General features: G+C 34.6%; 27 protein-coding genes and 1 pseudogene. 15 read left to right on the top strand and 13 right to left on the bottom strand.

Annotation, left to right across the window (positions count from 1 at the left end; all coding sequences use genetic code 11):
* Positions 1-479 precede the first annotated feature (479 nt).
* The gene (locus tag JIN86_RS04215) at positions 480-917 is read left to right on the top strand and encodes a hypothetical protein (protein WP_202341310.1); all 438 of its coding nucleotides are present in this window, start codon (positions 480-482) and stop codon (positions 915-917) included.
* Positions 918-1,007: 90 nt separating this feature from the next.
* Here JIN86_RS04215 and speG read toward each other — a convergent pair whose 3' ends face one another.
* The 5 genes and pseudogenes from speG to JIN86_RS04190 all read right to left on the bottom strand — a co-directional run bounded on the left by speG (position 1,008) and on the right by JIN86_RS04190 (position 4,127).
* The gene (gene speG, locus JIN86_RS04210) at positions 1,008-1,532 is read right to left on the bottom strand and encodes a spermidine N1-acetyltransferase (protein ID WP_004226515.1); all 525 of its coding nucleotides are present in this window, start codon (positions 1,530-1,532) and stop codon (positions 1,008-1,010) included.
* A gap of 152 nt (positions 1,533-1,684) precedes the next feature.
* A pseudogene (locus JIN86_RS04205) lies at positions 1,685-1,807 on the bottom strand (IS3 family transposase); the annotation flags it as partial.
* Positions 1,808-1,838: 31 nt separating this feature from the next.
* Positions 1,839-2,510, bottom strand: coding sequence for a vWA domain-containing protein (locus tag JIN86_RS04200; protein WP_004226517.1), 672 nt, complete (start codon positions 2,508-2,510; stop codon positions 1,839-1,841).
* Between the two features lie 619 nt (positions 2,511-3,129).
* Complete coding sequence (locus tag JIN86_RS04195; RefSeq protein ID WP_004226519.1) at positions 3,130-3,684, bottom strand: hypothetical protein; 555 nt, start codon at positions 3,682-3,684, stop codon at positions 3,130-3,132.
* A 263-nt stretch (positions 3,685-3,947) separates the two neighbouring features.
* Entirely contained in the window at positions 3,948-4,127 is a 180-nt protein-coding gene (locus JIN86_RS04190; RefSeq protein WP_202341309.1) for a hypothetical protein, read from the bottom strand.
* A 239-nt stretch (positions 4,128-4,366) separates the two neighbouring features.
* Here JIN86_RS04190 and JIN86_RS04185 point away from each other — a divergent pair, with 239 nt between their 5' ends.
* From JIN86_RS04185 to JIN86_RS04170, 4 genes are all read left to right on the top strand, one after another.
* Positions 4,367-4,588 (top strand): hypothetical protein, encoded by a 222-nt coding sequence (locus JIN86_RS04185; protein ID WP_004226531.1) that lies wholly within the window; start codon positions 4,367-4,369, stop codon positions 4,586-4,588.
* 145 nt (positions 4,589-4,733) lie between these two features.
* Positions 4,734-5,255 carry a DinB family protein gene (locus JIN86_RS04180; protein WP_004226534.1) on the top strand — a complete coding sequence of 174 codons (522 nt, stop codon included), beginning with the start codon at positions 4,734-4,736 and terminating at the stop codon, positions 5,253-5,255.
* Between the two features lie 414 nt (positions 5,256-5,669).
* Positions 5,670-7,622: a lipoteichoic acid synthase gene (ltaS, locus tag JIN86_RS04175; RefSeq protein WP_004226535.1), complete on the top strand. Its 1,953-nt coding sequence runs from the start codon at positions 5,670-5,672 to the stop codon at positions 7,620-7,622.
* 773 nt (positions 7,623-8,395) lie between these two features.
* Positions 8,396-9,034 (top strand): NAD(P)H-binding protein, encoded by a 639-nt coding sequence (locus JIN86_RS04170; RefSeq protein ID WP_202341308.1) that lies wholly within the window; start codon positions 8,396-8,398, stop codon positions 9,032-9,034.
* Between the two features lie 668 nt (positions 9,035-9,702).
* Here the strand turns inward: JIN86_RS04170 and JIN86_RS23930 are convergent.
* Positions 9,703-9,897 (bottom strand): YjcZ family sporulation protein, encoded by a 195-nt coding sequence (locus JIN86_RS23930; RefSeq protein ID WP_004226543.1) that lies wholly within the window; start codon positions 9,895-9,897, stop codon positions 9,703-9,705.
* 359 nt (positions 9,898-10,256) lie between these two features.
* On the opposite strand from JIN86_RS23930, the gene JIN86_RS04160 reads away from it, so the two are divergent.
* Both JIN86_RS04160 and JIN86_RS04155 read left to right on the top strand, forming a co-directional pair.
* Positions 10,257-10,787 carry a sigma-70 family RNA polymerase sigma factor gene (locus JIN86_RS04160; RefSeq protein WP_009373927.1) on the top strand — a complete coding sequence of 177 codons (531 nt, stop codon included), beginning with the start codon at positions 10,257-10,259 and terminating at the stop codon, positions 10,785-10,787.
* Positions 10,788-11,783: a DUF4179 domain-containing protein gene (locus JIN86_RS04155; protein ID WP_004226547.1), complete on the top strand. Its 996-nt coding sequence runs from the start codon at positions 10,788-10,790 to the stop codon at positions 11,781-11,783.
* Between the two features lie 117 nt (positions 11,784-11,900).
* Here the strand turns inward: JIN86_RS04155 and JIN86_RS04150 are convergent, their stop codons facing one another.
* The 3 genes from JIN86_RS04150 to JIN86_RS04140 all read right to left on the bottom strand — a co-directional run bounded on the left by JIN86_RS04150 (position 11,901) and on the right by JIN86_RS04140 (position 16,077).
* The gene (locus tag JIN86_RS04150) at positions 11,901-13,391 is read right to left on the bottom strand and encodes a serine hydrolase domain-containing protein (RefSeq protein WP_202341307.1); all 1,491 of its coding nucleotides are present in this window, start codon (positions 13,389-13,391) and stop codon (positions 11,901-11,903) included.
* A gap of 170 nt (positions 13,392-13,561) precedes the next feature.
* A complete protein-coding gene (locus tag JIN86_RS04145; RefSeq protein ID WP_202341306.1) occupies positions 13,562-14,686 on the bottom strand; it encodes a hypothetical protein in 1,125 nt (374 codons plus the stop codon).
* A 386-nt stretch (positions 14,687-15,072) separates the two neighbouring features.
* Positions 15,073-16,077, bottom strand: coding sequence for a nucleoid-associated protein (locus tag JIN86_RS04140; protein WP_004226553.1), 1,005 nt, complete (start codon positions 16,075-16,077; stop codon positions 15,073-15,075).
* 224 nt (positions 16,078-16,301) lie between these two features.
* Between JIN86_RS04140 and JIN86_RS04135 the strand changes: the two genes are divergently transcribed.
* The 4 genes from JIN86_RS04135 (at position 16,302) to JIN86_RS04120 (ending at position 20,828) form a co-directional block, all read left to right on the top strand.
* Positions 16,302-17,969, top strand: a complete 1,668-nt coding sequence (locus JIN86_RS04135; protein WP_004226556.1) for a spore germination protein — start codon at positions 16,302-16,304, stop codon at positions 17,967-17,969.
* 21 nt (positions 17,970-17,990) lie between these two features.
* The gene (locus JIN86_RS04130) at positions 17,991-19,088 is read left to right on the top strand and encodes a spore germination protein (protein WP_004226558.1); all 1,098 of its coding nucleotides are present in this window, start codon (positions 17,991-17,993) and stop codon (positions 19,086-19,088) included.
* On the top strand, positions 19,085-20,275 hold the full coding sequence (locus JIN86_RS04125) for a Ger(x)C family spore germination protein (RefSeq protein ID WP_004226561.1): 1,191 nt from the start codon (positions 19,085-19,087) through the stop codon (positions 20,273-20,275). The genes JIN86_RS04130 and JIN86_RS04125 overlap by 4 nt, the downstream gene beginning before the upstream one ends.
* 91 nt (positions 20,276-20,366) lie before the next feature.
* On the top strand, positions 20,367-20,828 hold the full coding sequence (locus tag JIN86_RS04120; RefSeq protein ID WP_004226563.1) for an SAM-dependent methyltransferase: 462 nt from the start codon (positions 20,367-20,369) through the stop codon (positions 20,826-20,828).
* Positions 20,829-20,961: 133 nt separating this feature from the next.
* On the opposite strand, the gene JIN86_RS04115 is transcribed toward JIN86_RS04120, so the two are convergent.
* Positions 20,962-21,153, bottom strand: a complete 192-nt coding sequence (locus tag JIN86_RS04115) for a LuxR C-terminal-related transcriptional regulator (RefSeq protein WP_202341305.1) — start codon at positions 21,151-21,153, stop codon at positions 20,962-20,964.
* Positions 21,154-21,656: 503 nt separating this feature from the next.
* Between JIN86_RS04115 and JIN86_RS04110 the strand changes: the two genes are divergently transcribed.
* The 4 genes from JIN86_RS04110 to JIN86_RS04095 all read left to right on the top strand — a co-directional run bounded on the left by JIN86_RS04110 (position 21,657) and on the right by JIN86_RS04095 (position 23,977).
* Entirely contained in the window at positions 21,657-22,073 is a 417-nt protein-coding gene (locus JIN86_RS04110; protein WP_202341304.1) for a YugN family protein, read from the top strand.
* Between the two features lie 151 nt (positions 22,074-22,224).
* Positions 22,225-22,386: a hypothetical protein gene (locus tag JIN86_RS04105; protein ID WP_004226572.1), complete on the top strand. Its 162-nt coding sequence runs from the start codon at positions 22,225-22,227 to the stop codon at positions 22,384-22,386.
* 44 nt (positions 22,387-22,430) lie between these two features.
* On the top strand, positions 22,431-23,507 hold the full coding sequence (locus JIN86_RS04100; protein ID WP_202341303.1) for a PQQ-dependent sugar dehydrogenase: 1,077 nt from the start codon (positions 22,431-22,433) through the stop codon (positions 23,505-23,507).
* Positions 23,508-23,557: 50 nt separating this feature from the next.
* Positions 23,558-23,977 (top strand): universal stress protein, encoded by a 420-nt coding sequence (locus tag JIN86_RS04095; protein ID WP_202341302.1) that lies wholly within the window; start codon positions 23,558-23,560, stop codon positions 23,975-23,977.
* Between the two features lie 60 nt (positions 23,978-24,037).
* Here the strand turns inward: JIN86_RS04095 and JIN86_RS04090 are convergent, their stop codons facing one another.
* From JIN86_RS04090 to qoxC, 3 genes are all read right to left on the bottom strand, one after another.
* Positions 24,038-24,895 (bottom strand): DUF6612 family protein, encoded by an 858-nt coding sequence (locus tag JIN86_RS04090; protein ID WP_004226582.1) that lies wholly within the window; start codon positions 24,893-24,895, stop codon positions 24,038-24,040.
* 247 nt (positions 24,896-25,142) lie between these two features.
* Complete coding sequence (qoxD, locus tag JIN86_RS04085; RefSeq protein ID WP_004226585.1) at positions 25,143-25,427, bottom strand: cytochrome aa3 quinol oxidase subunit IV; 285 nt, start codon at positions 25,425-25,427, stop codon at positions 25,143-25,145.
* On the bottom strand, positions 25,427-26,026 hold the full coding sequence (gene qoxC, locus JIN86_RS04080) for a cytochrome aa3 quinol oxidase subunit III (RefSeq protein ID WP_004226587.1): 600 nt from the start codon (positions 26,024-26,026) through the stop codon (positions 25,427-25,429). The genes qoxD and qoxC overlap by 1 nt, the downstream gene beginning before the upstream one ends.

The raw sequence follows: 26,026 nt of genomic DNA, 5'->3' as shown, positions 1-26,026 counted from the left end.
ATATCCTTCCTCAATTGCGTCCTTTACACAGGCTCTTATATGTGTATTAAGCTTTCTAACAGTCTCTCTTGATTTACTTTCCCATACGCATTTAAAAATATTTGGTAATCGGCACGAGTAATTTTTTGTTGGTTTGTCTTTAAAATGTTTCTTGCCCCGTCCAACAGAATTTGAATACCTGTTAGTTATACGTATTAATGTGTTTGTTGGATAATCGGTTCAAAGATTGGGGTGATATGGACAAACTTGTAAAGTATATTGTAGAAGATGTACATAGATCAGATCAAGATAATGTGGTAAAATATGGTTTTAACTCAATAAAAACGTAACGGAAAAGGAGATAAAAAATTAGAAATTCGTTTCTTTATAGAGGATGGAAAATTATTAAGTTTCAATGCTTTTCCTGATCATTCAAATAAAGAAGCAGGTAATGTGATTTGGTTAATTCCACAATAATAATCTAAATTAGAGGTGTTATTATGGAAGAAATTAAGATAAATGATTATGCTGTAAAAGTAGATAAAGAGAAAACTTTAGAATTATACAAAACACTTCCGAAGGTTTCTGAAAAAGCTCATTGTGGTTGTGAAGATTGTCAACTTTTCGCGAAACAAATTCAGCTCACTAGTCCAGAAATTTTAAATTTCTTTAAACAATTTGGAGTAGATCCTACAAAAGAAGCCGAAGTTTGGAGAGCAATCCCCAATAAGGATGGATATGATACTTATAGTGCAGATTATCATTTTATAGGTTTTATAGAGGGTACGGATGATATAGATTGGATTCATATAGGAGAAGCATCTTTTGGACTTGCCAATCATGATGGAGATTTACCAAGTCCCATGATTCCAAGTACATTCTCAAAACCAATAGTAGAATTAGCTGTAAGGATAACAATGCCTAATTTGGAGATTTAATGTGAAAAAAATTTGTTTATAAATTAATCCATGAAAGCCCAAGTACTCAATTTTTATTTTGAGCCTGGGCATTTTTTAAAAGTAACAAATTTAAGCATGCGTTACTTTATTATGGAATTCAGATTGAAAAATGCACATACGAAGAGCATCTCTATAAGAACCACCGGTAAAAAACTCCTCCCGAAGTTCTCCTTCTATATTAAATCCTGCTTTTTTATAAATATGAATAGCTTTTTCGTTTTGTTTATCGACTAATAAATATAATTTGTGCAGATTTAAATTATTAAAAGCATATTTCATAGCGAGTGTAGTAACAATGTAGGCATAACCTTTTCCTTGACAGTTAGGATCAATAATAATCTGGAATTCTGCGTTACGATGAATTAGGTCAATTTCTACTAGTTCAACTAGTCCGATAATTATCTTTTCATCTTCCACAATAAAGCGTCTTTCACTTTGCTTATGAATATGTTTATCAAATAAATCTTGCAGCTCTACAAAAGATTCATACGGTTCTTCAAACCAATATGACATTATCATGGAATCATTGTTTAATTTATGAACGTATTTTAAATCTTCTCTTTCTAAGGGCCTTAACTTAATATTATCTAGCATTCTAAATATCTCCTAAAATAGATTTCATAAGAATTTTAAGCTGTATAGCAACTATATAGTCAAGTGATTATAAATAGTAATTATTTTCATAAAAAAAGCCACTCCAACGAGTGACTAGATTGATCTGACCCAAAAAAGTTAGACATATTTAGTTAAGCAACTGCTAAGACCTGAGTTCTGTACTCCACCCGGCTTAGGTCTTTTAATTTTTCTTTCATTCGTTTGTGATTGTAGTAGTGAATATAGTCTTTGAGTTCCTGTTCAAAATGTGCCATGTGAGCCTGGGCTTTTTTGTTTCAAGGTTAGTCATTGAGCCAATATTCCTTTTTCCTTTGCTTCTTGTAGCCAAGAAGGGAACTCATCTAATAGGTTTTCGTATAGCTGTTCATCGGATACTGTTTCGATGTCCTCGAAGTGGAAGAAGTTTGCGTTGTCGATGTAGCGTCCTTCCATAGTATCTAACTTACGTAATACATCAAAATTAGAATCGCCGATGCCCACAAATTGCCAGAATATTGGTTTCGTTGAGGATTCCACAATGAATTTTTTAATGCCAGCTTTACAACCGCCATCATTGATGAAAATTAGGAAGACAGGTACATCACTAGGTTCTTCAACGGTATACTTTTTGATTACATCAGCCATAACTTGAGGCTCATCGTTTCGACCGAATTTATGGACCTCATCATTATTAAGGATGTTTTTTTCAACATAGCCTAGTAAGTTGTACTCAGTTACTTCAGGTAGACGAGAGAATTCATTATCATAGACCCAGATATCTAAAGCGCCATCGTCATCAAATTGGGAAGCTACTGCTGCGATTCGCTCTACTGCTTCTTGAACCTCGCCAATTTTGTACAAGTGTCTCATTGAGCCTGAGATATCCAATACAAGACCAACTTTAGCACGAACCCCGGTTAATTTTTTCTTTGTGAGTACGATTTTTACTTTATCTTTTCTAAGTGAAATAGTAGACATTTTGCTCCTCCTATGTATTGTAATAAAAACCACTTTTATTTATATATACCATAACATAACTATATGAATTTTAACTATAATCGATTGACGATAAATATAGTAAATGATAAATGTCGACATTTTGAGTTACGAGATAAGTTTGAGAAATCTTATAGATTCGCGCTTTAGAGGGGGTTTTTAATGGTTGGGAAAATATAATAAAACACCAAAAATCGTTAGAATTAGGAGACAACTAAAGCAGCAATACGTGATTACGTTAGACATGCTGTAGATAAAGACAAGATTGAGAAATCGTGGCTTTGTAAATTTGATTCAGGGATCATGACAAGTGGGTTTGAAAAATCAGGAGTTTATTATTGGTTAACATTTATTGCCCCTCTATCATACAGAGCATCGAGATAAAAAGAGGTGCTAGATTAAAATATAAAGAATTGCATAATTAAGAATTTAAATGAATAAACAGGTGTGTAGTACTGAGGAGCACTTTCACACCTGTTTTATCTTTAGAGAAGCAATCTAATAAATAACTACTTTTTTTCTTAGAAAATAGGCATTGCTGAGGTGATACTTTATGATACATAGCGTAGACTGTCCAGAGACAGTCCTGCTAAGAATGTTTTTAAAATAAACTAGAAAAGAAATTTTTCGTAGTATTAACAATTGAATTAAAAGTAGTGGAAATGAAATTAATAGCAGCACTTATCGCATTTTTTACAGTTTCCACAACAGTAACAAAAACATTTAAAACTTTATCCATAATATCTTGTATAAAGGCACCGACTTTATCAGCAATAGTAAGGATTAGTGTTTGGGCTGAAGGATGCTCTTCACCAAAATCTATCAATGAATCGTAGTATTTATTGATCATGTCTTCCGATTTTTTTAAAGCTTCCTCTTTTTTCTTCCGCATATTTTCAAAGAAAGCTGTTTGATTTTTATCATTCTCTAACTGCTTAACATTCTCTTTTAAGTCTAATTCTTCTTGCACATAAAAATGATTAACGTTCTCCTGATATTCTTGTGTTAGTTTTTGTAATTCATCAGGTGCATCTGTTAATGAAGGGGCTTGAAGTCCAATGAACGCTGCTAAAGAAAATTCTTTTGTTTGCTCGCCCGTATAAGCATCTCTCATTTGATTCATAATACTACTAAAATTTTTTACTGCTACTGTCATAATTATTCCTCCTAGTAATTTAATTGTTGAAACAACTATAGATTATCAATAAAAGGTTAAAATTAGGTTAAAAAACATAAATTTACTTTTTTCTTTAAAATGAGATGATTTAATTAAAATAATCTGCATTTAATAAGAGTAGAAAGACCACTCCATGATGGGTGGTCTCAATCTTTATATAGGGTTACATGATGCGGAGAAAATTAAAAAAGACCACCTCTAATAGAGTGGTCAATATAGATAAAACGCTAATTTGTCTTACATTATAATGAAGTTGACTTACCTTTTTTCTCATCCATAATAAGGTCTTCTTCACGTTGTGGGAGTGGGGCTTCCGTATATTCTTTCCGTCCATTAGGTTTTTTTGTGTCTGCTCCACTAGCAAATGATTGTTTTGTTTGCTCGTCAGTTGCAAATTCTGTATTTTTTTTGTCTCGTTTCATGTCAACACCTCCTCAAGATATTATTTAACTTACCCTATAAAATATCCCTTGTTTATTTCTATTTCATATTTAAATATTTCAGATCACCCCAAGACTATGTAAGGTAAATTTGGTAGGAACTTTCTGATGTTTGATTTTTGCATAAAATAATTGATTTTTTAGAAATAATGAATTTTTATGTTAAAATAAACCAAAGACATTTTAGAAAAGTATCGGAGCTCTAATTGGAGGTTGAACAGATGGATGAGAAGAAGAAGGGGAAATTACAAATCCTCGTAATAATTTTAATGATATTCCTTTTGGTTGCAACGTTTGTTTTATTTTTCATAGGTAAATATATGGTGGCATTTATTTTATTTGGAATTTTTATGCTAATACTAAATTTTATTAGTAGCTGGAAAAACTTAGATAACGCAGATTACGTTTATAGAAAAATTCATAAGAGTAACCAGAAGTGGTGATTACTAGACTTTGACCTTAGAAATGTTGCTATACTTATGTTACTTTTAGTGCTTATTTGGATATGTGAAAAGAGCAGAGAAGGAATCCTCACTTTATATGAAGAAATTGTGAGTTATAATATTCAACAACTACGGAGGTGCTTTTTTGCAAACATTTTTTAAATATAATTGGCTAGTTAGGGAAGACTGGTTTCATTGGTGTGAAGAGTTGACTGATGAAGAACTTTTGCAAAACCGAACTGGTGGAATGGGCAGTATACTACACACACTTTTCCATATCATTGATGTTGAATGGAGTTGGATTCGTCTATTACAAGGGAAAACTGATTTTCAGGAGTGCTTTGATGAATATAGTAGCTTGGAAAAGGTTCGTAAATTGGAAGCTGCATTTTATTTAGAAGTAGAAAGCTTTGTAAACCAATGGGATGACAGTATGGAAGGGCGTATACTTCATATTTCATTAGACGATGGTAGTATGGAGTCACATACATGGGGGGAAATCATTCGTCATACCATTGCACATGAAATTCACCATATAGGACAATTATCAATTTGGGCAAGGGAGATGGGGAAAGCGCCTGTTTCTGCAAATTTAATCAGACGAGGTCTTTCTTCATCATTGAAAGATTCAGTAAGTGCTCAAATAAATATTAAAGCGTCTAAATAGAAAGAAAGATTCTATAGAAATGTATAAATGCTAGAAAACGATGTCATAGAATCTTGTTTTTTAGTCTAAATAGTGTTCCAGAAAATCTTCCAATTCATTTGAATGGGAGATTTTTTGATGCCCAAATGAGAAAAATTGCGAGGCAGATTTCATAAAGGTTAATTATGGCTTAAAGTACCCAGTAAAAGTTAGTTAAAAACTTATGCTTACTGGGTATTTTTTGAACAATATTTAGGTTAATTAGAAATATTTATATGAAGAATTGCTAACAACTTGACAGAAGTTTAAATGGGGAGTACTATACATTGGTCGCGAAAAAAGCTATTGTAACGTAACATTTTATAAAGTGCAATACAGTACTTATCAGTATATATATCTAGATTTTAATTTAATCAGTAAAAGGTAGGTGCAAAAATGAAAAATCTAGTAAATAAAAAAGATAACCTATTACAAAACTTTTTAGGAATTTATATAGTAGCAGTATTAATGTTATGGATTAAAACATACATCTCTCAACTATCACAATTTGACTTAGGTGTTGAAGGAATCATTCAACAATTCCTTTTACTAATAAATCCACTAGGCTCAGCAATGCTATTTCTAGGATTTTCATTTATATTTAAAGGAAAAAGAAAATACACATCACTCGTTGTAGTTTACACATTGATGTCTATTGTCTTATATGCCAACATTGTTTATTACCGATTCTTTAGTGATTTCATTACATTACCTACACTTTCCCAAACGCAGAACTTCGGGGATTTAGGCGGCAGTGTTCTTTCTTTGCTAAAACCTTATGATATCTTATTCTTTGTGGATGTTTTTGTTATGTTTTATCTACTATTCTCTAAAAAAATCCCAAAAGATTCGAAGCGTTTTGGCTATAAAAAGGGAATGGCAATCATTGCCTTTGCATTAGCGGTATCAGTCCTTAATTTAGGACTAGCTGAATCTAATCGTCCTCAACTTTTAACACGTGGTTTTGATAGAAACTATATTGTGAAATATCTAGGGATGTATAACTATACGATTTATGACTCAGTTGAAACGATGAAAGCATCTTCTCAGAGAGCTTTGGCTGATAGTAGTGATATTACAGAAGTAATTAACTATACAAAATCAAACTATGCCAAACCGAAAGCACAATATTTTGGTGCAGCTAAGGGAATGAATGTTATTTATTTACATTTAGAATCATTCCAAAACTTTTTAATCGACTATAAATTAAACGGTGAAGAAGTAACACCATTTTTAAATTCATTAGCAAAAGATAAGAATACATTGTATTTTGATAATTTCTTCCATCAAACAGGTCAAGGGAAAACGTCTGATGCAGAATTTATGCTTGAAAACTCTTTATTTGGGTTACCTCAAGGATCAGCTTATATTACAAAAGCACAAAATACGTATCAGGCAGCTCCAAGTATTTTAAAAGATTATGGTTATACATCAGCTGTATTCCATGGTAATAACGGAAGCTTTTGGAATAGAAATGTGATTTATAAATCATTTGGATTCGACAAATTCTTTGATGCTAGTTACTATAACACAGGTACTTCCGAGGACATGGCTGAATATGGTTTGTTAGATAAACCATTCTTTGAACAATCTCAAAATCTTTTAAGCTCCTTACCACAACCTTTTTATACAAAATTAATTACGGTAGGGAATCACTATCCATATAAAATGAATCAAGATTTAGTGACAATTGATAAAGCCAATACGGGAGATGCAAGCGTTGATAATTATTTCCAAACAGCGCGTTATGCAGACGAAGCAATTCAACAGGTATTCCAGCAATTAAAAGAATCAGGTTTATATGATCATTCAATGATTGTGCTTTATGGTGACCATTACGGTATTTCCGATAATCATAATAAAGCGATGGAACAAGTCATTGGAAAAGAGATTACACCATATGAAAGTGCTAATTTACAACGTGTACCATTATTTATACATGTTCCAGGCATACAAGGTGGTACCAACCATAGCTATGGTGGCCAAACAGACCTACTGCCAACGTTATTGCATTTACTAGGAATTGATTCACAACAATTTGTTCAATTTGGTTCAGACTTATTATCAGAAGAGCATGATGAAATTGTACCATTTAGAAATGGCGATTTTGTCAGCCCTACGATTTATTCAATTAATGAAAAATATTATGATAATAAAACAGGCTTACCATTAGACGACAGTCAATTGGAGGAAGCAAAGAAGATTAAAAATGAAGTAGATCATAAATTGGCGTTATCTGATAGAGTCGTAAATGGTGACTTATTGAGATTCTATACGCCAACAGGTTATACGCCAGTTGATCCTTCTCAATATAATTACTCTCCTGATGAAAATGTAGAGTCTAAATAATTTAAGGCAATTCAAGGGATTGTGTACGATATCAAAGTCTATAGGATATCATACCATGACCTTGAATTGCTTTTTTTATAGGTCCTTTTGTAATACTAGGATTTTATATTCTCTTTAAGATTCAAATTGAAAAGATGGACTAACTGAAAAAGCGATTCAAATCCTTTAATGGTAAGGGTTTGAATCGTTTTATTATTAGGAAAGGAAAGGACAAACATGATGGCGCTCATATCCTTACGTATTTCTTTTTAAAGAATAATTTAGATGAAAAAAGGAAAGAAATAGGTGTAAATTTGAGGAGTTGATCGGGATGGAGTTTTATAAAGACATAATCATTTACTGTTATAGTTGTCGTAAAAAGACTGTGTTTACATGTAAAGATACACATGAAAAAAAGGGTGTCGATAGTCACTGCAGTGAATGTACAGGTATTTGGTTTGAATGGCAAAACCGAGCTGTCGAGAGAGAAATGGAGAAGTGGATTGCATATAATAAAGATTTAGTAAATAATATGCACCACTGATCTATATTTTTACACAAGAGTTAAGTTGAGTACACCTAAAAAGCGTATTATCAAGTAAGTACGATGAGGCGTTGGAAGTGCCATTTTCTTTTAAGAGAGTGGTTCTTTTTCTTTTGTTTAGACAAAAGCTCTGAATGAACAAAATTACTATTCCTTTATCTCATTTGATTCAGAGACGTGAATAATAGAATTAATGAATCCAAACCATGATTTGCCCGTATACATATTATTATGATAATCAGGGGGCATCATGGACGTTTATAAAAAGATTGCAATTATTGGGGGAACAGGTAAAGCGGGGCGTTACATGGCTTCTAAAGCATTAGGGAAAGGATATCACGTACGTATGCTTGTTAGAAACCCAGAAAAGTTAGTTTTCAGAGACAGTAGGATTGAGGTAATAGAAGGAAATGTACAAAATATCGAAGATCTTCAAAAGCTATTAAAAGATTGTCAAATCGTTATCAATACTTTTGGTCAACCAATGAAAGAAAAACCAATTTATAGTAAAGTAACGGAAAATATATTGGGAGTCATGTCTGATTTACATGTGGATCGTTATATTGGGGTAACGGGTGGATCTCTAACCATTGCTGGAGATACAAAGAGTATGATAAATAGAATAGGTGCAAAGATATTTAAAATTATTTATTCAAAAATGATGATGGATAAGAAAAAAGAATGGCATCTACTTAGCCATAATCAAGTAATCAAATGGACCCTAATTAGACTTCCATTTATAGTAGAGGGAAAAGAAGTAGGGTTCATAAAGGAAAATCTTAGAGATATGCCAGGGACAAAGATAACAAATAGGGATATAGCTACATTCACCATTAACCAAATAGAAAATCAAAAATATGTACAAAAAGCACCGTTTATATCCAATTAATCCAATTTAAAGGGGGATGCCACTTGGAAAGGGATAGGGTCAGCGCATCAACTAAATGACGTTATCCCTTTTGAATGCTCCACAAAATTTTCCCTTGCCTCAATCGTATTGGTTCAAAAACTCAAATGATTTCCTTTAGAATAGCTTTTAATTAAAACCTTCTCCAATAAACCTTCCAACCCCTCTTAACAACCAATAAATGATTCTAAATGGGAGGAAAAGCAATTCTGGTATCCAAACAAGTACGTCAAGAAATAAGTCAATTAAAGAATATTGATCATTACGTCTCTTCTCTCTTCTCCTTGTGTTTTTCCTTTCTTGCAACCATTTCTTCACATTACTCGACCCCTTTTACAAAAAAGTGCTGGCTTTCTTAAATAAGTTTACGATTCATGGCTTTAGATGGTTTCATTTTTAAAAAACTTTATGATGTAAAAGTAGATATTGGGGATGAATGGGTGTAAAAATGGGGCTTATTATATTTCTTTAGCGATGTGTATTACCGAAAATGTGGGAAATGGAAAATATAAAATTGAATAAGGCAAAGGGTATACAGATTTAAAAAGGGCCACTAGACGGGGAGTGACCCTTTTTGCTATGATGTATCGACATTATTATTGGCTCCCAATAATGAAGATCATCCCTTTTTCATGTTTTATCAATAAATATTAATATTCTTTTTGGACGAAAGCTGCTCCAACTATAATGAGAAGAATGAATAGCACAACGATTAAAACGAATGTTGAACTATTATTTTTACCGCCATAGTCCATACCACAACTCATGTTATAACCCCCGCTATAGTCATTACCATAGCCTCCATAACAACAATTGAAATTACCCATATTTCCAAAGTATCCCATCAAGATCTCTCCTTTCTTTCAGTTTATTGTATGAATGCCGTTGAAAGAGAAAAGGGTATTCGTCTAATGAATCGTATTTACGTAATTTTAAAAGGGATCTTAGGTAAAGGATGCGTATCACTAAACATTTGATATGAATGAAACTAAAGATTAGTTGTCAATCCACTCCATCATTATTGTCAATTTTTTGATGAATGATGGTGGAACAGGTTTGAAACAGTAAGTCTATGTTAATCCGTTTCTATTTTTCTTCAATCTGTTGTGGAAAGGAATCATTTATTTTTTTATTAAATATTGTGAGAGTTTTTTTTCATTCGCTCGTTATTACTTGTAGAGAAGAAAGGAGGTTTTCTAACATCGTGTATTCATTAATTAATCAGCTACAAAAAAAGGAAGAACAAGCTTTAAGAGAAGTGATTAACAAATATGGAGGTTATGTGAAAGCCATAGTAGTGAAAGTGTTACAGCCCAATCAAACAGCTATTGAAGAATGTATCAACGATGTATTTCTAACCATTTGGCAAAAGAGTATTCAATTTTCTGGCGATGAGATTGATTTTAAAAAATGGATTGGTGTTATCGCAAAATATAAAGCGATTGATACATATAGAAGTCTTCAAAATAAGCCTAAAACAGTCGAGTTACTTTCATCAATTACAAATAGCAAGGATCTTCCAGAAAGAATTGTTGAACAAAGAGTACAAAAAGAGCAACTGTTTATCAGTATTTTAAATTTAAGTAAAAACGATCAGGAAATTTTTCTATTGAAATACTACTTAGGATATTCCAACGGAGAAATCGCAGAGATATTTGCTCTATCTAAATCAGCTGTTGAAAATCGTTTATATCGAGGTAAGTTAAAGTTAACAGAAGAGCTGGGAGGTATCTAAATGAACGAAAAAGACTTTATCGGAATAGATGTTGAAGAGATTGAACCAGTTGAATTATCTGATTGGGAAAAGTTTAATATTGAAAAAAGTGTTTTACGGTCATCTTCAACCAAGAAGTATGTTTTTAAAAAATGGAAATGGGTTAGTATAGTCGCCATGCTCACATTCATTTTTACTAGTAGTAGCATTTGGCTACCTGTAGTGGCTAATCGAGTACCAATTGTACAGCAACTATTAAATAGCAATGATAGTCCCCAATTACAAGTATTTAGTGATCATGCATCAATCATCAATCAAAAAGACGAAAGTAACGGAACCTCCATTGAATTAGCTGAGGCTTTTTTCGATGGAACTGTTGTATCGGTTAGTTATGAAATGAAACATGAAGAATCGATAGATGATCCCCCTCTATTTTGGAAGGGTGATTTAGAAGTCAACGGAAACAAGTTAGACGTACTTAGTCATCAAATCATTAAAAAGAATGATGTTACTTGGATTGGTATGTTTACGGCGAGAGTTTCAGACAAAGTAATAGATGAAACGATAAATGTACATTGGCGTCCTAAAGATTTTATAGGTATGAAAAATACAACTCTTGTAGAAGGAGCTTGGGACTTTCAATTAGAACTTACACCAACCCGAGCGTATTCAAGAAAAGTAAATATACCATTTGGTAATGATCAATACCAGCTATTATATAATCAAATAACAGAGGGAAAATATATAACCACTCTTTATTTTGAGGGAAATCTTGACTGGGAGACAGAATTTTTAATGGTAGACATAGAAGATAATCTTGGAAATGTATATGAAAAGGTAGGAGCAACAACTATTAAAAGCGGTTCTGGGCGAGTAAATGGTTATGTTGAGGTTTTTATACCTGATTCTGATATTCGAACGCTAATCATTACGCCAACTATAAGAATTGTTGACGAAAAAACATTAGAGCGGAAAGAGCTTGTTCCGCTCCCAAGTATTAATATTTCTCTAAAATGATATGGTCTGTTCCTACAACTTCTTTCCAAAGGCTGAAGAAAATCAAATCATTGAAGTTGTTTCAATGAATTATACAGGTTAGTATCTTTACCATTAGCTCATCAAGCTATTAAATTTTTAATTCTTCCTTTTAGTACCAATAATCATAAAGCCTAATAATAAATATAGAAAACTGGCCGAAATGGAGCTATACAACAGGAATGTAATTGAAGTTGGTGCCCACACTTTAATAAATGTCCAATTTAAGCCGCCAAGTACTGTGTTAGGTGTGATAAATATTGCTGTCAGCATTGTCGCCACAAGTATAGTATGGGTAAATAAGAACAATATTTTTTTGTAATTTAGCTTTGCCATACTACATTGTTTTTTATAAAGGCTGCGAATATTCTTAACGAATAGATAACAGAAAATAATGCTGATTGCGATGATGATAGCACAGATGATTGTCACAATTTTATCTAGCTTTTGATAGCTGCTGATATGTTGCATGTCAATCGTTTTGCCCTCCCATATATCCATAACACCTTGTCCAATCGCTGTGGTAGAGCTTGTATTCATATTGGCTAAAATAGCAACCCCGAATTGTTCGTCAGGTTGCATAATGAAATACGAGGAAAAGGTTGGATTCTCACCAGCATGGTAGATATATGACTTTGTGTCCTTTTTCACAACGGCCCAACCGTTTGCATAGTAAGTATTCGTATCAAAAGGCTCCACTGTTAGATCTGGAGTATGGGATTCTTGAATTAAATTGTTACTGATTGAATAGATATCACTGTTTCCTAACTGTAATTTTAACCATCTGGCTATATCATTAGCGTTACTGATGATATAACCAGCAGGGATATTGCCACGATAGATAGGTGGTATGAATGGCTGCTCTCTCATTAGACCTATTTTATAGCCAGAAGCCATATGTGTGGACTGTACTTGGTGAATCCCTACAAAAGATTGATGCATACCAACAGGTTGTAAAATTTTCTGTTGAATATACTGATCGAATGGCTGTTTTGCCACTTGTTCAATGACGAGTCCTAAGACATCATAGTTGATGGTTGCATATTCAAAAGAACTACCTGGTTGACGATTTGGAGATTGATACAGTAGTGTTTTAACTGTTAATTCAAGGGCATTATCCGCTGTGCTTTCTGGCATTCGAGTAATGGAATTTGAGGGAATTCCGCTAGTATGAGACAATAGCTGCTGTATTGTCACAGCCTGATCCTCGCCTTTATAGGTTAATGATAACCAAGGGATATACTTTCTGACATCATCGGATCGTTTTAACAAACCTTGCTTTTCTAATTGAAAAATAGCAAGACCTGTAAATGCTTTAGACGTGGAGCCTAGCTCAAAAAGAGTATCAGAGGTAACAGGCGTTTTTGTTTTCGTATCTGCAAAGCCAAAGCCCCGTTGATAGACGGTTTTCCCTTTATCAACAATAATTACTGAAATTCCTGGGATTTTACTAATGGTTTGCTGCTCCTTAATAAACTGATCAATTTTACTAATTGCATCATTTGATGCTGCGTGTCCAAATCCGGGTGTGAACGAAAAGAACAGTAACATTACTGTCATCATCACCGATTTCTTCATGAATAATGTCATGTTGTTTTTCTCCTTAGAACGTAATGTGCTTGTGACAACATGGTTTACTGTAACAAGAAAAATAAGGGTAAACCATCGATTAACATGACTATTTCCGGGATAACATGACAAAATTGTCACTCCAAAAAGGGCCACTCCTAAAACCAATAGGAGGGCCCTTGAAATTTTATTTAATTTGTTTCTGGCTCTGGCGTAAAATCTTGACCGTTAAATGTTAATTTAGATGGTGAGATAAGAATTTCTCTGTTCGCTTCGTAGTAAGGGTCTAAAACTTTATAAAAGGCTTCCCATTGCTCACCAGCTTTTTCATCTTCACCCTTTTGTTCAAGGGCAACTGCTTCTTCATAGTGTTGTTTTAATTTTGCGTAATCCGCATTACTAATGCTGAATTCGATATCTGCCATATATTCCTCGAAGGGAACTGGTTTAAAGTGTGGGCGAAGTATTTCATAGAATTCATCCCATTTCTTCATGGCCAATTCTTCGTCTTTATCTTTTTCAGCTTTTTGTGCCTCTTCATAGAGCGTTTTAAGTTTTGCAAGTTCCTCTTTTGTTAAATCGACGTTCATATCCGCCATATACTCTTCAAAAGTTAAAGGTGGATATAATTCTTGGTAATAAGGTTCAAGAATAGTGAAAATTTTATCAATGTTTTCTGATGCCTCATCCGCTTTATTTTCTTTTACATACTTAATCCAGTTACTATAAAGTGTTTTTAGCTGTTCTTTATCTTGAGCTTTGATAACAATATTTTTTTCAGCGAATGCAGCTTCATTAATAAATTCTTCAAAAGGCTCAGGTTGCCAAATTGCTAATTCGTAAGGTCTTGTGATGTTATCCATCGCCTCATAGATTCGTTCCATTTCCTCATAATTCTCTTCTTTTTCAGCCTTTTTCATGTCAGAAAAGAGTTTCTCTAGTTGGACTAATTCTTCTTTTGTTACTTCTTTAGGTAAGCTTTTTTTATAGACGGCAAAGGTAAAGAAATCTGAGTAATCTTTCACAATACTACCCTCAACTAAAATTTCTTGCCCCTCTGCTAGCTTTAACTGCTCAATTTGTTTATCTGAGAAATTGTGTAAACCGATGTAGTAGTTTTTTCCATCTGTTCCTTTAAGGGTAATGCTGCCACCATCAAAATATTTAATGGTACCTGTTATTTTTTGTTCTATTTGAATCGTTACATTATTTGTTGTATCAACAGCTGTTGCACCGGCTTGAAGCGGTGTTAATACAGCCATCCCGAGTGTTAATGCTGAAGCTAATAGCCATGTTTTTTTAGCAGGTTTTTTCATATTTATCAATTCTCCTTTAGGTTAACTTCTGTTACCAATTATTAGACGTTTTACCAACTGAAAAAGTTTTAGCTTTTTGAAAAAAATTTCAAAAAATTAAAGAGTGGAGGATTCATGATAAGGACCACTGTTTTAGTATCTGAAGTCTTTGGAAAATAGCTATTATTTACAGTTCACACCATGTAAAGGGTTAATTATCGAAGCAAAGATTTACAAGGATTACAGTGCTTCTAGAGAAATTTCATGGGCACGAACTAAGGCGTTATTGCAGCTTATACTATTTTAAGCTCTTTACTCCTAATTGAAGATTTTAGGAGAGACGCTGTCATTCTAATGATTAATCTTATAAGATAATTTGCAGACACTTCCGTTTAATCCAAGCTCTTCTACTGCTCATCCTGAAAATAGATTTTATAGAATTTGCGATTTGTTGCCTCATCATAGCCAACTTCAATTAATTCATCTATTTGGTCGATATGTTGAATATTTACTTGGATTTCAATATTGGAATCCAGTTTGATTTTACGTTTGTATTTCTTTTCAGCCTTTTCTAGCGCACTATCAGAAATGACAGTCTCATAGGGTTTGACCGAATTAATGATGATATCTTTTTGAGTAGTGTCCGCTTGCTCAAAAACAGTTTCAATATAATGATTTACCTGAAACTCCTCTTCATTTCTAAAGTAATCCAGTGTTTTATTCAAGAGCCCAAGTTTTTCTGTGCTAGTATAATTTTCTTCCTTTAAAATGAATTTTTTGCATTCTGTTAATGCTAAATTGGTTTTATAATAATGCTCATCCGCTGCCTTAATTTTTAAAAATCGTTCTTGCCAATAAACAATATCTTCTTTACGTTTTGTTTTAATATAAACAGCAGGAGATTGATCCTGTCCCATATCAACAATAATAGCCATATTATTAATTTTCTTAACGTTAATGCCATCCACGCCGTTCACGATCATTTGATTGTGTTCATTTTTCACATCTAAAAACATTTCTTTTTCATCGATTTTGACAATAGCGAGAATCTTTTTTGCCTCATCTAATAGTAAACAATTTTCAAAAAGGCCAATAAACAGTTCTCCGCTTTTAATATTAGGATGCTGTGACACACTATGTAAGTGCTTGGCAATATTTTGTGAATGTTCTTGGAAGTTACTTTCCTGTTCGAAAATGGCGCTCGAATACGTAAAAACTTCATTGAGTGCAATAGAGCTTTCATGGAAAAATGCATATTGCTGTTCCAAATCAATTTTACTAAAAGCGAGCTGTGTAAAGGCTGCTTCTAACATGACCTCAGGTTGTGTAAAAACTTCTTCTCCTAAAATAAGCGTCTCACTCAAAAAATGCAGACTATATTGTGCTAATTTACTTTCACTGACTTCTAGCATAAATTTCACCTTCTAATTTTTCATAGTAGCTAGTATACCATAAGCTAAAGATTGCTTTTATAAGTACCAGTACTCATTTGAGGCTGGTTTTTTTATGGTCACCGAATGTTAGTGTCTTGTTATGAAAGAATGTTGAGGATTGGAAGTTTAAAATACTGCTGCTTAGATAAAGATAAAAACATGTAGAGATACTCTGTACAAGAGTACTAAAGAGGGTGATCAATATGTGGGAAAAGGTGATTTCCTACATGCCACATTGGCAAGTTTTTTTACAAGGTTTTTTAGCTTTTTTTATTCCATATTTAATTTATAAATTGTTTCATGTTTTTTTATTTGTTAATAAGAGCAATGGCAAAATTGAGATGAAAGAAAAAAGTGAACAAGGTGAGAGTGTACACATCCCTGTTCAAAAAACGTTAGAACAATTTACAGGGGATTATAATAAAGATCTTTTACAAATGAGGAAAGAACTTGGCCATAATTGGGATATTCATTTTAGAGAATTTCAAATAGGAAATACGGATAATCGTGCAGCAATCGTTTTTCTAAAAGGATTATGCGATAAAGAATTAATTGACAAACATATTTTGAAATCATTAATGAATGGACATACAGAAAAGTCGTCTGTTTTAAGAGGTCATGAACTACAACATTCAATTAGAAATGAAATCCTACCAGTGAGTGATCTGCTAGAGGAATCGAAAGTCATGAAAGCTGTTGGCAAAGTATTAACTGGTTCCACTGTATTAATTGTGGATGGCATACAGAATGTATTTATCATTGGCACGGCACATGGCAAAACTCGAAATCTTGAGGAGCCTGTTTCTGAAGCAATGGTACGTGGACCAAGAGTGGGCTTCACAGAAAAATTAAGTGTGAATACCTCTTTATTAAGGCAGCATGGTGAGAATCGAAATTTGTCGATTATTGAGATGGAAGTAGGCGAACGTACGAAAAAAGAGTTGGTTTTAGCCTATATAGATGAAATTGTACAGCCTAATCTCGTCAAAGAGGTGAAGGAACGAATTGAAACAATCCATTTGGATGATGTTGCTGAATCGGGATATATTGAGCAATTGATGGAGGATAATTACCTCAGTCCATTTTCGCAAGTGCAGAGTACCGAACGTCCTGATCGGGTTATTGCTGCTTTATTAGAGGGACGAGTCGCAATTCTTTTAGATGGAACTCCCTTTGTATTAATTGTGCCAGTCACGTTTAATATGCTACTGCAATCACCAGAAGATTACTATGAACGTTGGTTGTCGAGCTCTCTTATTCGCTTGCTTCGCTATTTTGCTGCAGGCATCTCTTTATTTGGCCCATCCCTGTATATTGCTTTTGTATCTTTTCATCAAGGTTTAATCCCCACTAAACTAGCGCTGTCCATGATGGCAACAAGGCAGGGAGTACCGTTCCCAGCATTGATTGAAGCCCTCATTATGGAAGTCGCTATTGAGATATTACGAGAAGCAGGACTTCGTCTACCGAAGCCGATTGGTCCGACAATGGGGATCGTTGGGGGACTTGTTATTGGAGAAGCCGCCGTACAGGCAGGAATTGTTAGTCCAATCATGGTCATTGTGGTGGCATTAACAGCAATTTCCTCTTTTGCTATCCCTCAATATAATGCTGGTATCACGCTAAGAATGCTACGTTTTGTCGCGATGTTTTCCGCAGCTTTATTTGGACTATATGGCATCATTCTATTTTTCTTATTCCTTTGCAGTCATTTAGTAAAGCTAAAGAGCTTCGGTGTATCATATTTGAGCCCAACTATTCCGTATCGAGCAGGTGATTGGAAAGATTTTATGGTACGAATGCCGTTAAAGATGATGAAGCATCGTCCTAAATTGTTAAAGCCACAAGATTCGGTCCGCAAAGGGGAATAAGAGAAAGGGAGCAAAACAGCCATGAACAGCAGTATGAAAGATAAAATAACGACATCACAAGCAGTTGTTATTATTATTAACTATATTCTTGCCACTGGGATTCTTACTTTACCTCGTGCATCTGTTGAAAAGGTAAAAACGCCAGATGTTTGGATTAGTGTATTTTTAGGTGGTGTCGTTGCAATGATTGCAGGTGTAATCATTGTGAAGCTAAGCCAACAATACCCTGACAAAACATTTTATCAATATAATCAAGATATCATAGGAAAGTGGTTAGGGTGGTTTATAAGTGCGTGTGTAATTGCCTACTTTTTTACCATTTCTGCCTTTGAAGTTCGCATCATGGCTGAAGTAACCTCTCTCTTCTTATTAGAAGGGACCCCCACTTGGGCGATTATTTTGCCCTTTTTATGGGTTGGGCTTTACTTAATAAGCGGTGGCATCAATACAATTGCTCGCTTATTTGAAATCATTTTTCCTATTACCTTTGTTATTTTTTTACTTGTGGCTTTTTTAAGCTTAGGGATTTTTGAAATCGATAATTTGAGACCAGTACTCGGTCTGGGCGTTGTTCCGATGTTAAAGGGAATAAAAACAGCGACCCTGGCATTTTTAGGGCCTGAAATTATGCTACTACTTGTGGCATTTATGTACCCATCAGATAAATCAAAAGCCGTAAAGGTTGTACTGGCGGGTATTGCCATACCTTTGCTCTTTTATGTCATCACGGTTGTGATGGTCATTGGTGCTCTATCTATTGAAGGTGTTATGACAAGGACTTGGCCAACGATTGAATTAATGCGAAGTTTTGAAATCCCTGGTTTAATTTTTGAACGCTTTGAGTCATTTCTTCTTGTAATTTGGATTATGCAAATCTTTGCTACCTTTACGATTACTTATTATGCGGCCACTTTAGGTTTAGCCCAACTGTTTAAGAAAAATATGCATCCTTTCTTATATGGATTACTGCCAATTATCTACATTATTGCGATGACACCTAAAAATATTAATGATCTTTTTACATTTGGCGATAAGATTGGTCATGCTGCATTAATTTTATTTGGTTTAGTACCGATAACCTTACTCCTTATTTCGAAATTGAAAGGAAAGAAAGCATGAAGCGAATACAATGCTGTGTACGTTTACTTCTAGTTGCGACGGTAACCTTACTTCTTACTGGATGTTGGAGTAGTAAAGAGATAGAGGATTTAGGCCTTATTGTAGGTACATCATTGGATTTAGAGACGGGTGATGTTTCCTCTGAAGAGCAACAAGATGCTAGGTATGCAAACAGACAGTTGCTAACAATTACCAATCAATTTGTTACGTCAGAGACAACGGTTTCTGGAACAAAAGAGGGAGCATTGCCAGGAAAAGCGTATAAAAATGTTTCTGAGACAGGTGATGCGGTGTTACCAACTTTACGAAATATGCTGTTAAAGGTGGATAAACGTTCCTTTGCTGAACATTCCAAAGTAATTATTATTGGTGAGGAATTGGCTAGTACTATCAATCTCCAGCAAACGTTGGATTTTTTTCTAAGAGAATTAGAAATACGGCCAAGTGGACTGCTCTTTATTGCTCGGGATCAGGCAAGTCAGGCACTGGAAACAAATGAACCAACTAAAATTCCTGCCTTTCAATTAGTAGAAATGATGGAGGGACATGAAAGGACGACTAAAATTTTGCCTCCGATGACCGTAGCCAAACTAGAGGGGAAGCTGTATTCAGACTCTAGCTTTTTATTGCAAAATGTGAGTACGGAAAATGGAGAAGTAAAATTTGCAGGCGCTGCTATCATTGAAGGAAAAACCAAAAAGCTACGAGGATTTTTAAATGAGAGTGACCTAGAAGGAATTGCATGGATGTCTGGTGATGCGAAAGGTGGTCTTGTCAAAGGCTTTGATGAGGAGTCAGGAGCACCCATTGTGTATGAAATTATTTCAGCTAAAAGTAAAATTATTCCACATGTAAAAGGCGATCAAATCTCCTTTACGATAAAAATTCAATCAGAGGGAAGAATTGCTGAACATTGGGTTCTCTCCGATAAAGCATTTGACAATCAATTTTTGAAAAAAGCAGAGAAATTATTTGAAAAAGAGATAGAACAATTAGTGAGGAAAGCACTAGATAAAACGCAACATGAATTTCAAACAGATGTTTCTGGATTTGACAATAAACTAAGAATCGATTACCCGAAAGTATGGCAAAAAAGAAAAAAAGAATGGGATCAAACGTTTAGTGAGGTTCCTATTACATGTGAAGTGAATGTTTCCATTAAGGATTATGGCACGTCAGGTGATTAACATCGTTAATCATCTTTTTTTCTGTCCAGTTAGTCTATTCTGGAATGAAAGGACATATAGTAGATATTCGAAAAGATGGGGGATAAAAGACATGCAATATACTATTCAATCAATCGCTACCGTTCGTAACAATCGGCAAATGATAAAAGATGATCATTGGGGAGAGATTATTTCAACTATTGAACTTGCTGATCATATCCAAGAGGCGTCCTTAAAAGGAATAGAAGATTTTTCTCATCTAGAAGTTATTTTTTATTTTGATAAGGTTACAGACGATCAGATTCAATATGAGGCAAGACATCCGAGAAATAATGATGATTATCCTGAGGTCGGCATTTTTGCACAAAGAGGTAAGAATAGACCTAATAAATTAGGAAGTACAATTGTTGCCTTGTTAGAGGTCAAATCAAGAGGATTAATCGTTCAAGGGCTAGACGCTATAGATGGCACACCTATACTAGATATAAAGCCTGTAATGAAAGAATTTTTGCCTAAAGAGGATGTTAAACAGCCAGCGTGGTCAATAGATTTAATGAAGGCCTACTGGGGGTAAGGAAGTTGTTAAAGCGCAGACAATTGTGGGTTACTAAAAAAGGGGAGTAGCGTGCTCCCCTGATTTTTTAAAGAATGATTCCTTTTTGATAAAGAATGCTAATGGCATGAGAGCGATTTTTGGCACGCAATTTTTAGATAGCAGATTTTACATATTGTGTAATGGTTAATTCACTTAATTTCATAACATCTACTATTTCCTTTGTACTATCTCCCTGCGCTACCTGTCTCATTACCTCTAATTCACGCTTGCTCAGAAAGCCCTCTTTTTTGCTATTTCTAGCTTGCATGATAAGCAGTCCAATCATATTTCCAAAGGTGGTCATGTCATCTAACAGCTTATCATTTATATCGATTTCCTCTTCTAGAGGTTGCTAATGCAACACTCTACGTCAAAGGTGATTCCTGGTATACGGGGGCCAACCTCGAAGTTTTTTAATGTATCTAGGAGGATTTGATTATTACACAAAACATTGAAATGAGGTAGCTCAAAACAACAATTATGAAGGCTTTAAGTTAATGAAATTAAAATACTATCATAGTTTGTAAGAGGGGAGCATATATCAATATGGGGCAACAAGTAGTCATTATTACAGGTGCTGGAAGTGGTATTGGACAAGAGACTGCAAAATTGCTTGCCACTAAGGGAAGCTGCTAAATATGTGTTACATCGAAATATTTCAGTGCCTTTATAAAAAATTTAAGAAAATCCCGAAACCATAATTTACTCAGGTTTCGGGATTTTTTTTAAGCAAAATGATCTTTTTGCTAGTTTGTAATATCGTCTTTTAGGTTAAACTTTTATCGAGTGAAAGGAGGAGAATGTAAAATGTTACAATTTGAATCAAAAATTGTTGGAAAAGAGATAGGGTTTGGCTATTTACGAGATAAAATTGCCGATCGGGGTTTCACGATCGGCGGGAATTGGGAGTACTATAAAGGTAGCTTTGACTCGGTATTATGGAAAGAGGCAGGAGAAACTATTTATTTACGTGTCCCTTTTATCGTCACATCAGGAGAGCTTGATAATGAAGATGCTCAAATTCGTTTTCAAAAGCCATTTGTCATTAAGCATGTTGAGAATATTGGTCTAGATTATGATGAGGGCTCCTTACTAGATGCAACTGGTGTTAGCCAATTTCAAACCCCGCTTGATAAAGATGGATACATTCATGATAAAAGTAGATGGATTCAAGCAGGTGAACAAGCTGTGGAAGAAAAAGTACTTCCATTTTTCATTCATTAGCTAGATAAATTTAAATAGCTGCTACAAGAAATTATATGTCTTTTCTCCTTGTTGTTTTGGGAACATGTAATCAAAAATACAAATAGAATTGTCGTAAAAATTTTCCAACATTATAATGGTATTAGCATGTACTACTATATGAGGTGAGTTTATGGATAAAATAGCTATAGATGATTTTCAGCATTCCTATCAGAAATTGCACCAAGAACGACTCATCCATCGTAAAGAAGCCTTTCTAGAGGTGTTAGAAAAAACAAGAACATTTGGTGAAATAATCCTGCTTGAAAGTATAAAAAGTAAGAGAGGCGTCTAGGTGGCGTCTCTTTCTATTTTTCACAAATGAGAGGATGAATAATCATGGGACGTTACATGCCTTTATTACTGCTAACAATGATTCTATGTGTTGCTTGTACGTCAACGAAGGATAATACCAATAAAAGGTTAGAGAGTGAGGGAAATCACGCGATAGATGCTATGACTTCCTCTGTTGAAATAATAGCAGATCAATTGCAGACACCATGGTCGATTCAAAAAAGTGGAGATGTCTTTTATATAGCAGAAAGGCCAGGCAATATTGTAAAAATTGCGGAAGGGAGCGTTGATAGGCAGCAGATTATCCTGAAAAAGGAGCTATCAACTGCGCCAGAAGCGGGTATGTTGGGATTTGTATTAGCGCCTAATTTTCCTACCAGTCAAGTTGCCTATGCGTATTATACGTATGTCGAGGGAGAGGAACAATTTAATCGAATTGTTACGTTAACGTTTAGCGATAATAAATGGGTCGAACAGGATCTTATTATGGATCGAATAAAGAGTGGTACATATCATCATGGTGGACGATTGAAAATAGGTCCTGACGGAAAGCTGTATGCAACGGTAGGAGATGCAACACAACCTTCTTTAGCACAGGACGTGGAAGCTTTAGAAGGAAAAATTTTGCGCATCAATTTGGATGGCTCCATACCGAATGATAATCCTTTTCCTCAATCCTATATCTACAGCTATGGACACCGAAATCCACAAGGCTTAACATGGTCTACTGATGGGACGATGTATGCCAGTGAACATGGCAATGCAGCAAATGATGAAATTAATATCATTGAGAAGGGGAAGAATTATGGCTGGCCTCTTATTGAAGGAATGGAGAAAGAGCAGGGGATGATAACACCTCTTTTTACATCCGGTGCTTCTACCACATGGGCTCCATCAGGCATTGCTATTGTAAATGATCAATTATATGTCGCTGCCCTAAGAGGTACAGCAGTCCTAGCTTTTGATATAAATAAGAACAAACACAATGAATTACTATCAGAATTTGGTAGAATTCGTGATGTCTTTGTGGATGAAAAGTTTCTTTATTTTATTAGCAATAATACAGATGGTCGTGGAAATCCACAACCTCAGGATGATAAACTATATCGAACGCCATTGTGATATAATATTTGAGAAAACATGGAATGGTAGGAAGAATGGGGAGGACAAACATGGCAAACTATCTTAAGATTGCAGTAGCAATTGATTTCTCAGAACAATCATTAAAAGCATTGGATAGAGCGAGTCAATTAGCAAAGGAATACAATGCTATTTTACAATTGGTGAATGTCATTGATACAAAATCGTTTGGAGCAGTTTCAGCATATGACTTAAAATATGCCGAGGAATTGAAGAAGGAAAACATTCTTAAAATGGAAAAGCTAGAAAAAGAGGCGTTACAGACAGGAGTCAAAGAGGTCGAATCCATTGTAGAAACAGGTTCACCAAAAGGTATTTTAACACAATTACCTCAGGTTGATTTAATTGTTTGTGGTGCAACTGGGTTAAATCGTATGGAGAAAATGATGTTAGGCTCTGTGGCAGAGAAAGTCGTACGTCATGCGCTTTGTGATGTGTTGATTGTTCGTTAGTGGTTAAATAGTTTAGAGTTAAAGAACCTGCTTGTGCTAGTCGACAAGCAGGTTTTTTTATTATTGGATTGTTTGAGCGTTATCAATAATGCTTTGAGGTATATCAATTGTTTTTAGATGATTAAATTCCGTATACGTAACGACTGATTTTGTATTCATTAACAATTCGTCACCTTCTACGGCCATTTTTAAGTCAAAATTCATATCCATTTTGTTCGTATCGAAAGTCTCTTTATCGATGTGTAGCACGTAGTTAATTTTTTCAATTGATAGTTGATCCATTGGGTTTTCTTCTAGACCCATTTCTTGGATAGACTTATTAATCTCAGAATCGATTAGCTCTTTGAATTTATCGCCTTTTGCATTTAATGTAAGGACATATTCATCATCCGTTTGTTCAAATGTAAAGTCCTTAATGAATTTTTTCAATTGTTCTAGCTGTTCTTTCGCATCAGCAGAAGCCGCCGTTTGATCTAATATAGCATCAAAGTTTTCATTAGGAAGCTTTAACCAGCTGTCTGTTGTCGAATCCTTCATAAATAAGCCTGCATCTTTTTTCATATACATTTCAATTGGCATGTCCATTGTTTCTTCACCTTCATTCATCATATCAGGCATTGTCATAGATCCTGATAAATGCATTGCAAGTGGATCAACGATGATATCCATCTCCATTTTGGAGTCGATTGAAAACTCCATTGCTTCTTCACCAGACCCAACCTTTGTCACCTGTGTCATATCCATTTTAGCACTTGCACTTTGAATATCAGCCTGGCGTTCTACTGCCTTGTCATACACTTGTTCTAAAGTGAGCTTGCTTTTATTAGTTGTGTCTTTCGTAGGCGTAGCGCTTGAATTACAAGCGGCAAGTGTCAACGCTAGTGTTCCGACTGCTAATACTTTAAAAATTTTCTTCATTACTTTCATCTCCTATTCTTGGTAAAAAACACTATCTACTACTATACGCACTAGAAAAGGAAAAGTTTCATAAATTGTTAGAAAAGAACTACTTTTTTATTAAAAAAATAACATTATTCCTACTTTTGTAAGTGGTAAACGTGATAATTACCAAATGAATAGGGATAAAACAAAAAAGCTGTCACGAACTTATCATACAAGGATGATAAGTTCAGACAGCCTTTTGCTTACACCGTAGTGTAATGGATCAATTATAGCCCCAGATCATAGCAAATAATGTACCAATGATTGTCACAACACCTACGAATACTGAGTATAAAATTGTTGTATATAACGTTTTTTTATCTTCAGATTCACCGATGTGCATGAATAATACTAATTGTACAGTTGCCTGTGCAAGAGCCGTTACTAGTAAAATTCCAAATGCCATATTAAGAGACATATCAAATTTAACAACTGCTAAAGCTACGATTGTTAGTAGTAGTGAGAAGCCGAAGCCCATCACATGTTGTTTTGGGAATAATTCCTTCATCAGCTAATCAGTCCTTTCAAGTAGACGAAGCTGAAGATGAAAATCCAAACAACGTCTAGGAAATGCCAGTACAGTGAGAAGATAAACGCTTTATTAGCCGTTTGTGGGTTTAAGCCACGTTTCGCTACTTGGATTAAAATAGCTACGCCCCAGAAGAAACCGAATGTTACGTGGGCACCGTGCGTTCCAAGTAAAGTCATTAAGGAAGATAAGAATGCGCTTGTTTGAATCGTCGCACCTTCGTGTACATATGTGACAAATTCATCAATCTCAATAGCTAAGAAGCCAAGGCCTAGTAATAGAGTGATGATAAAGAATGTCATCATCGCTTTTTTACGACCGATACGCATTGCATGAACACCAAGACCAATTGTGAAACTACTTGTTAATAATAAGAATGTTTCCCATAGAACTGGAGTTAATTCGAAAATTTCGGCACCATTTGGTCCACTACCTGTACGTGTATGAAGTGTGAAATACACAGTAAATAATGTGGCAAATAACACGATTTCGGCGCCAAGGAAAATCCAAAAACCAAAGATTTTTAGACGGTTTTCCTCTGTACTATATTCTAATGGAAGTGAAGAATCGATTTTCAT

Origin of the sequence: Lysinibacillus sp. HST-98 (assembly GCF_016757845.1) — a bacterium.
Taxonomy (GTDB): domain Bacteria; phylum Bacillota; class Bacilli; order Bacillales_A; family Planococcaceae; genus Lysinibacillus; species Lysinibacillus capsici.
The sequence above is the reverse complement of the archived record's forward strand: the minus strand, read 5'-3'. Positions and strand labels throughout refer to the sequence as shown.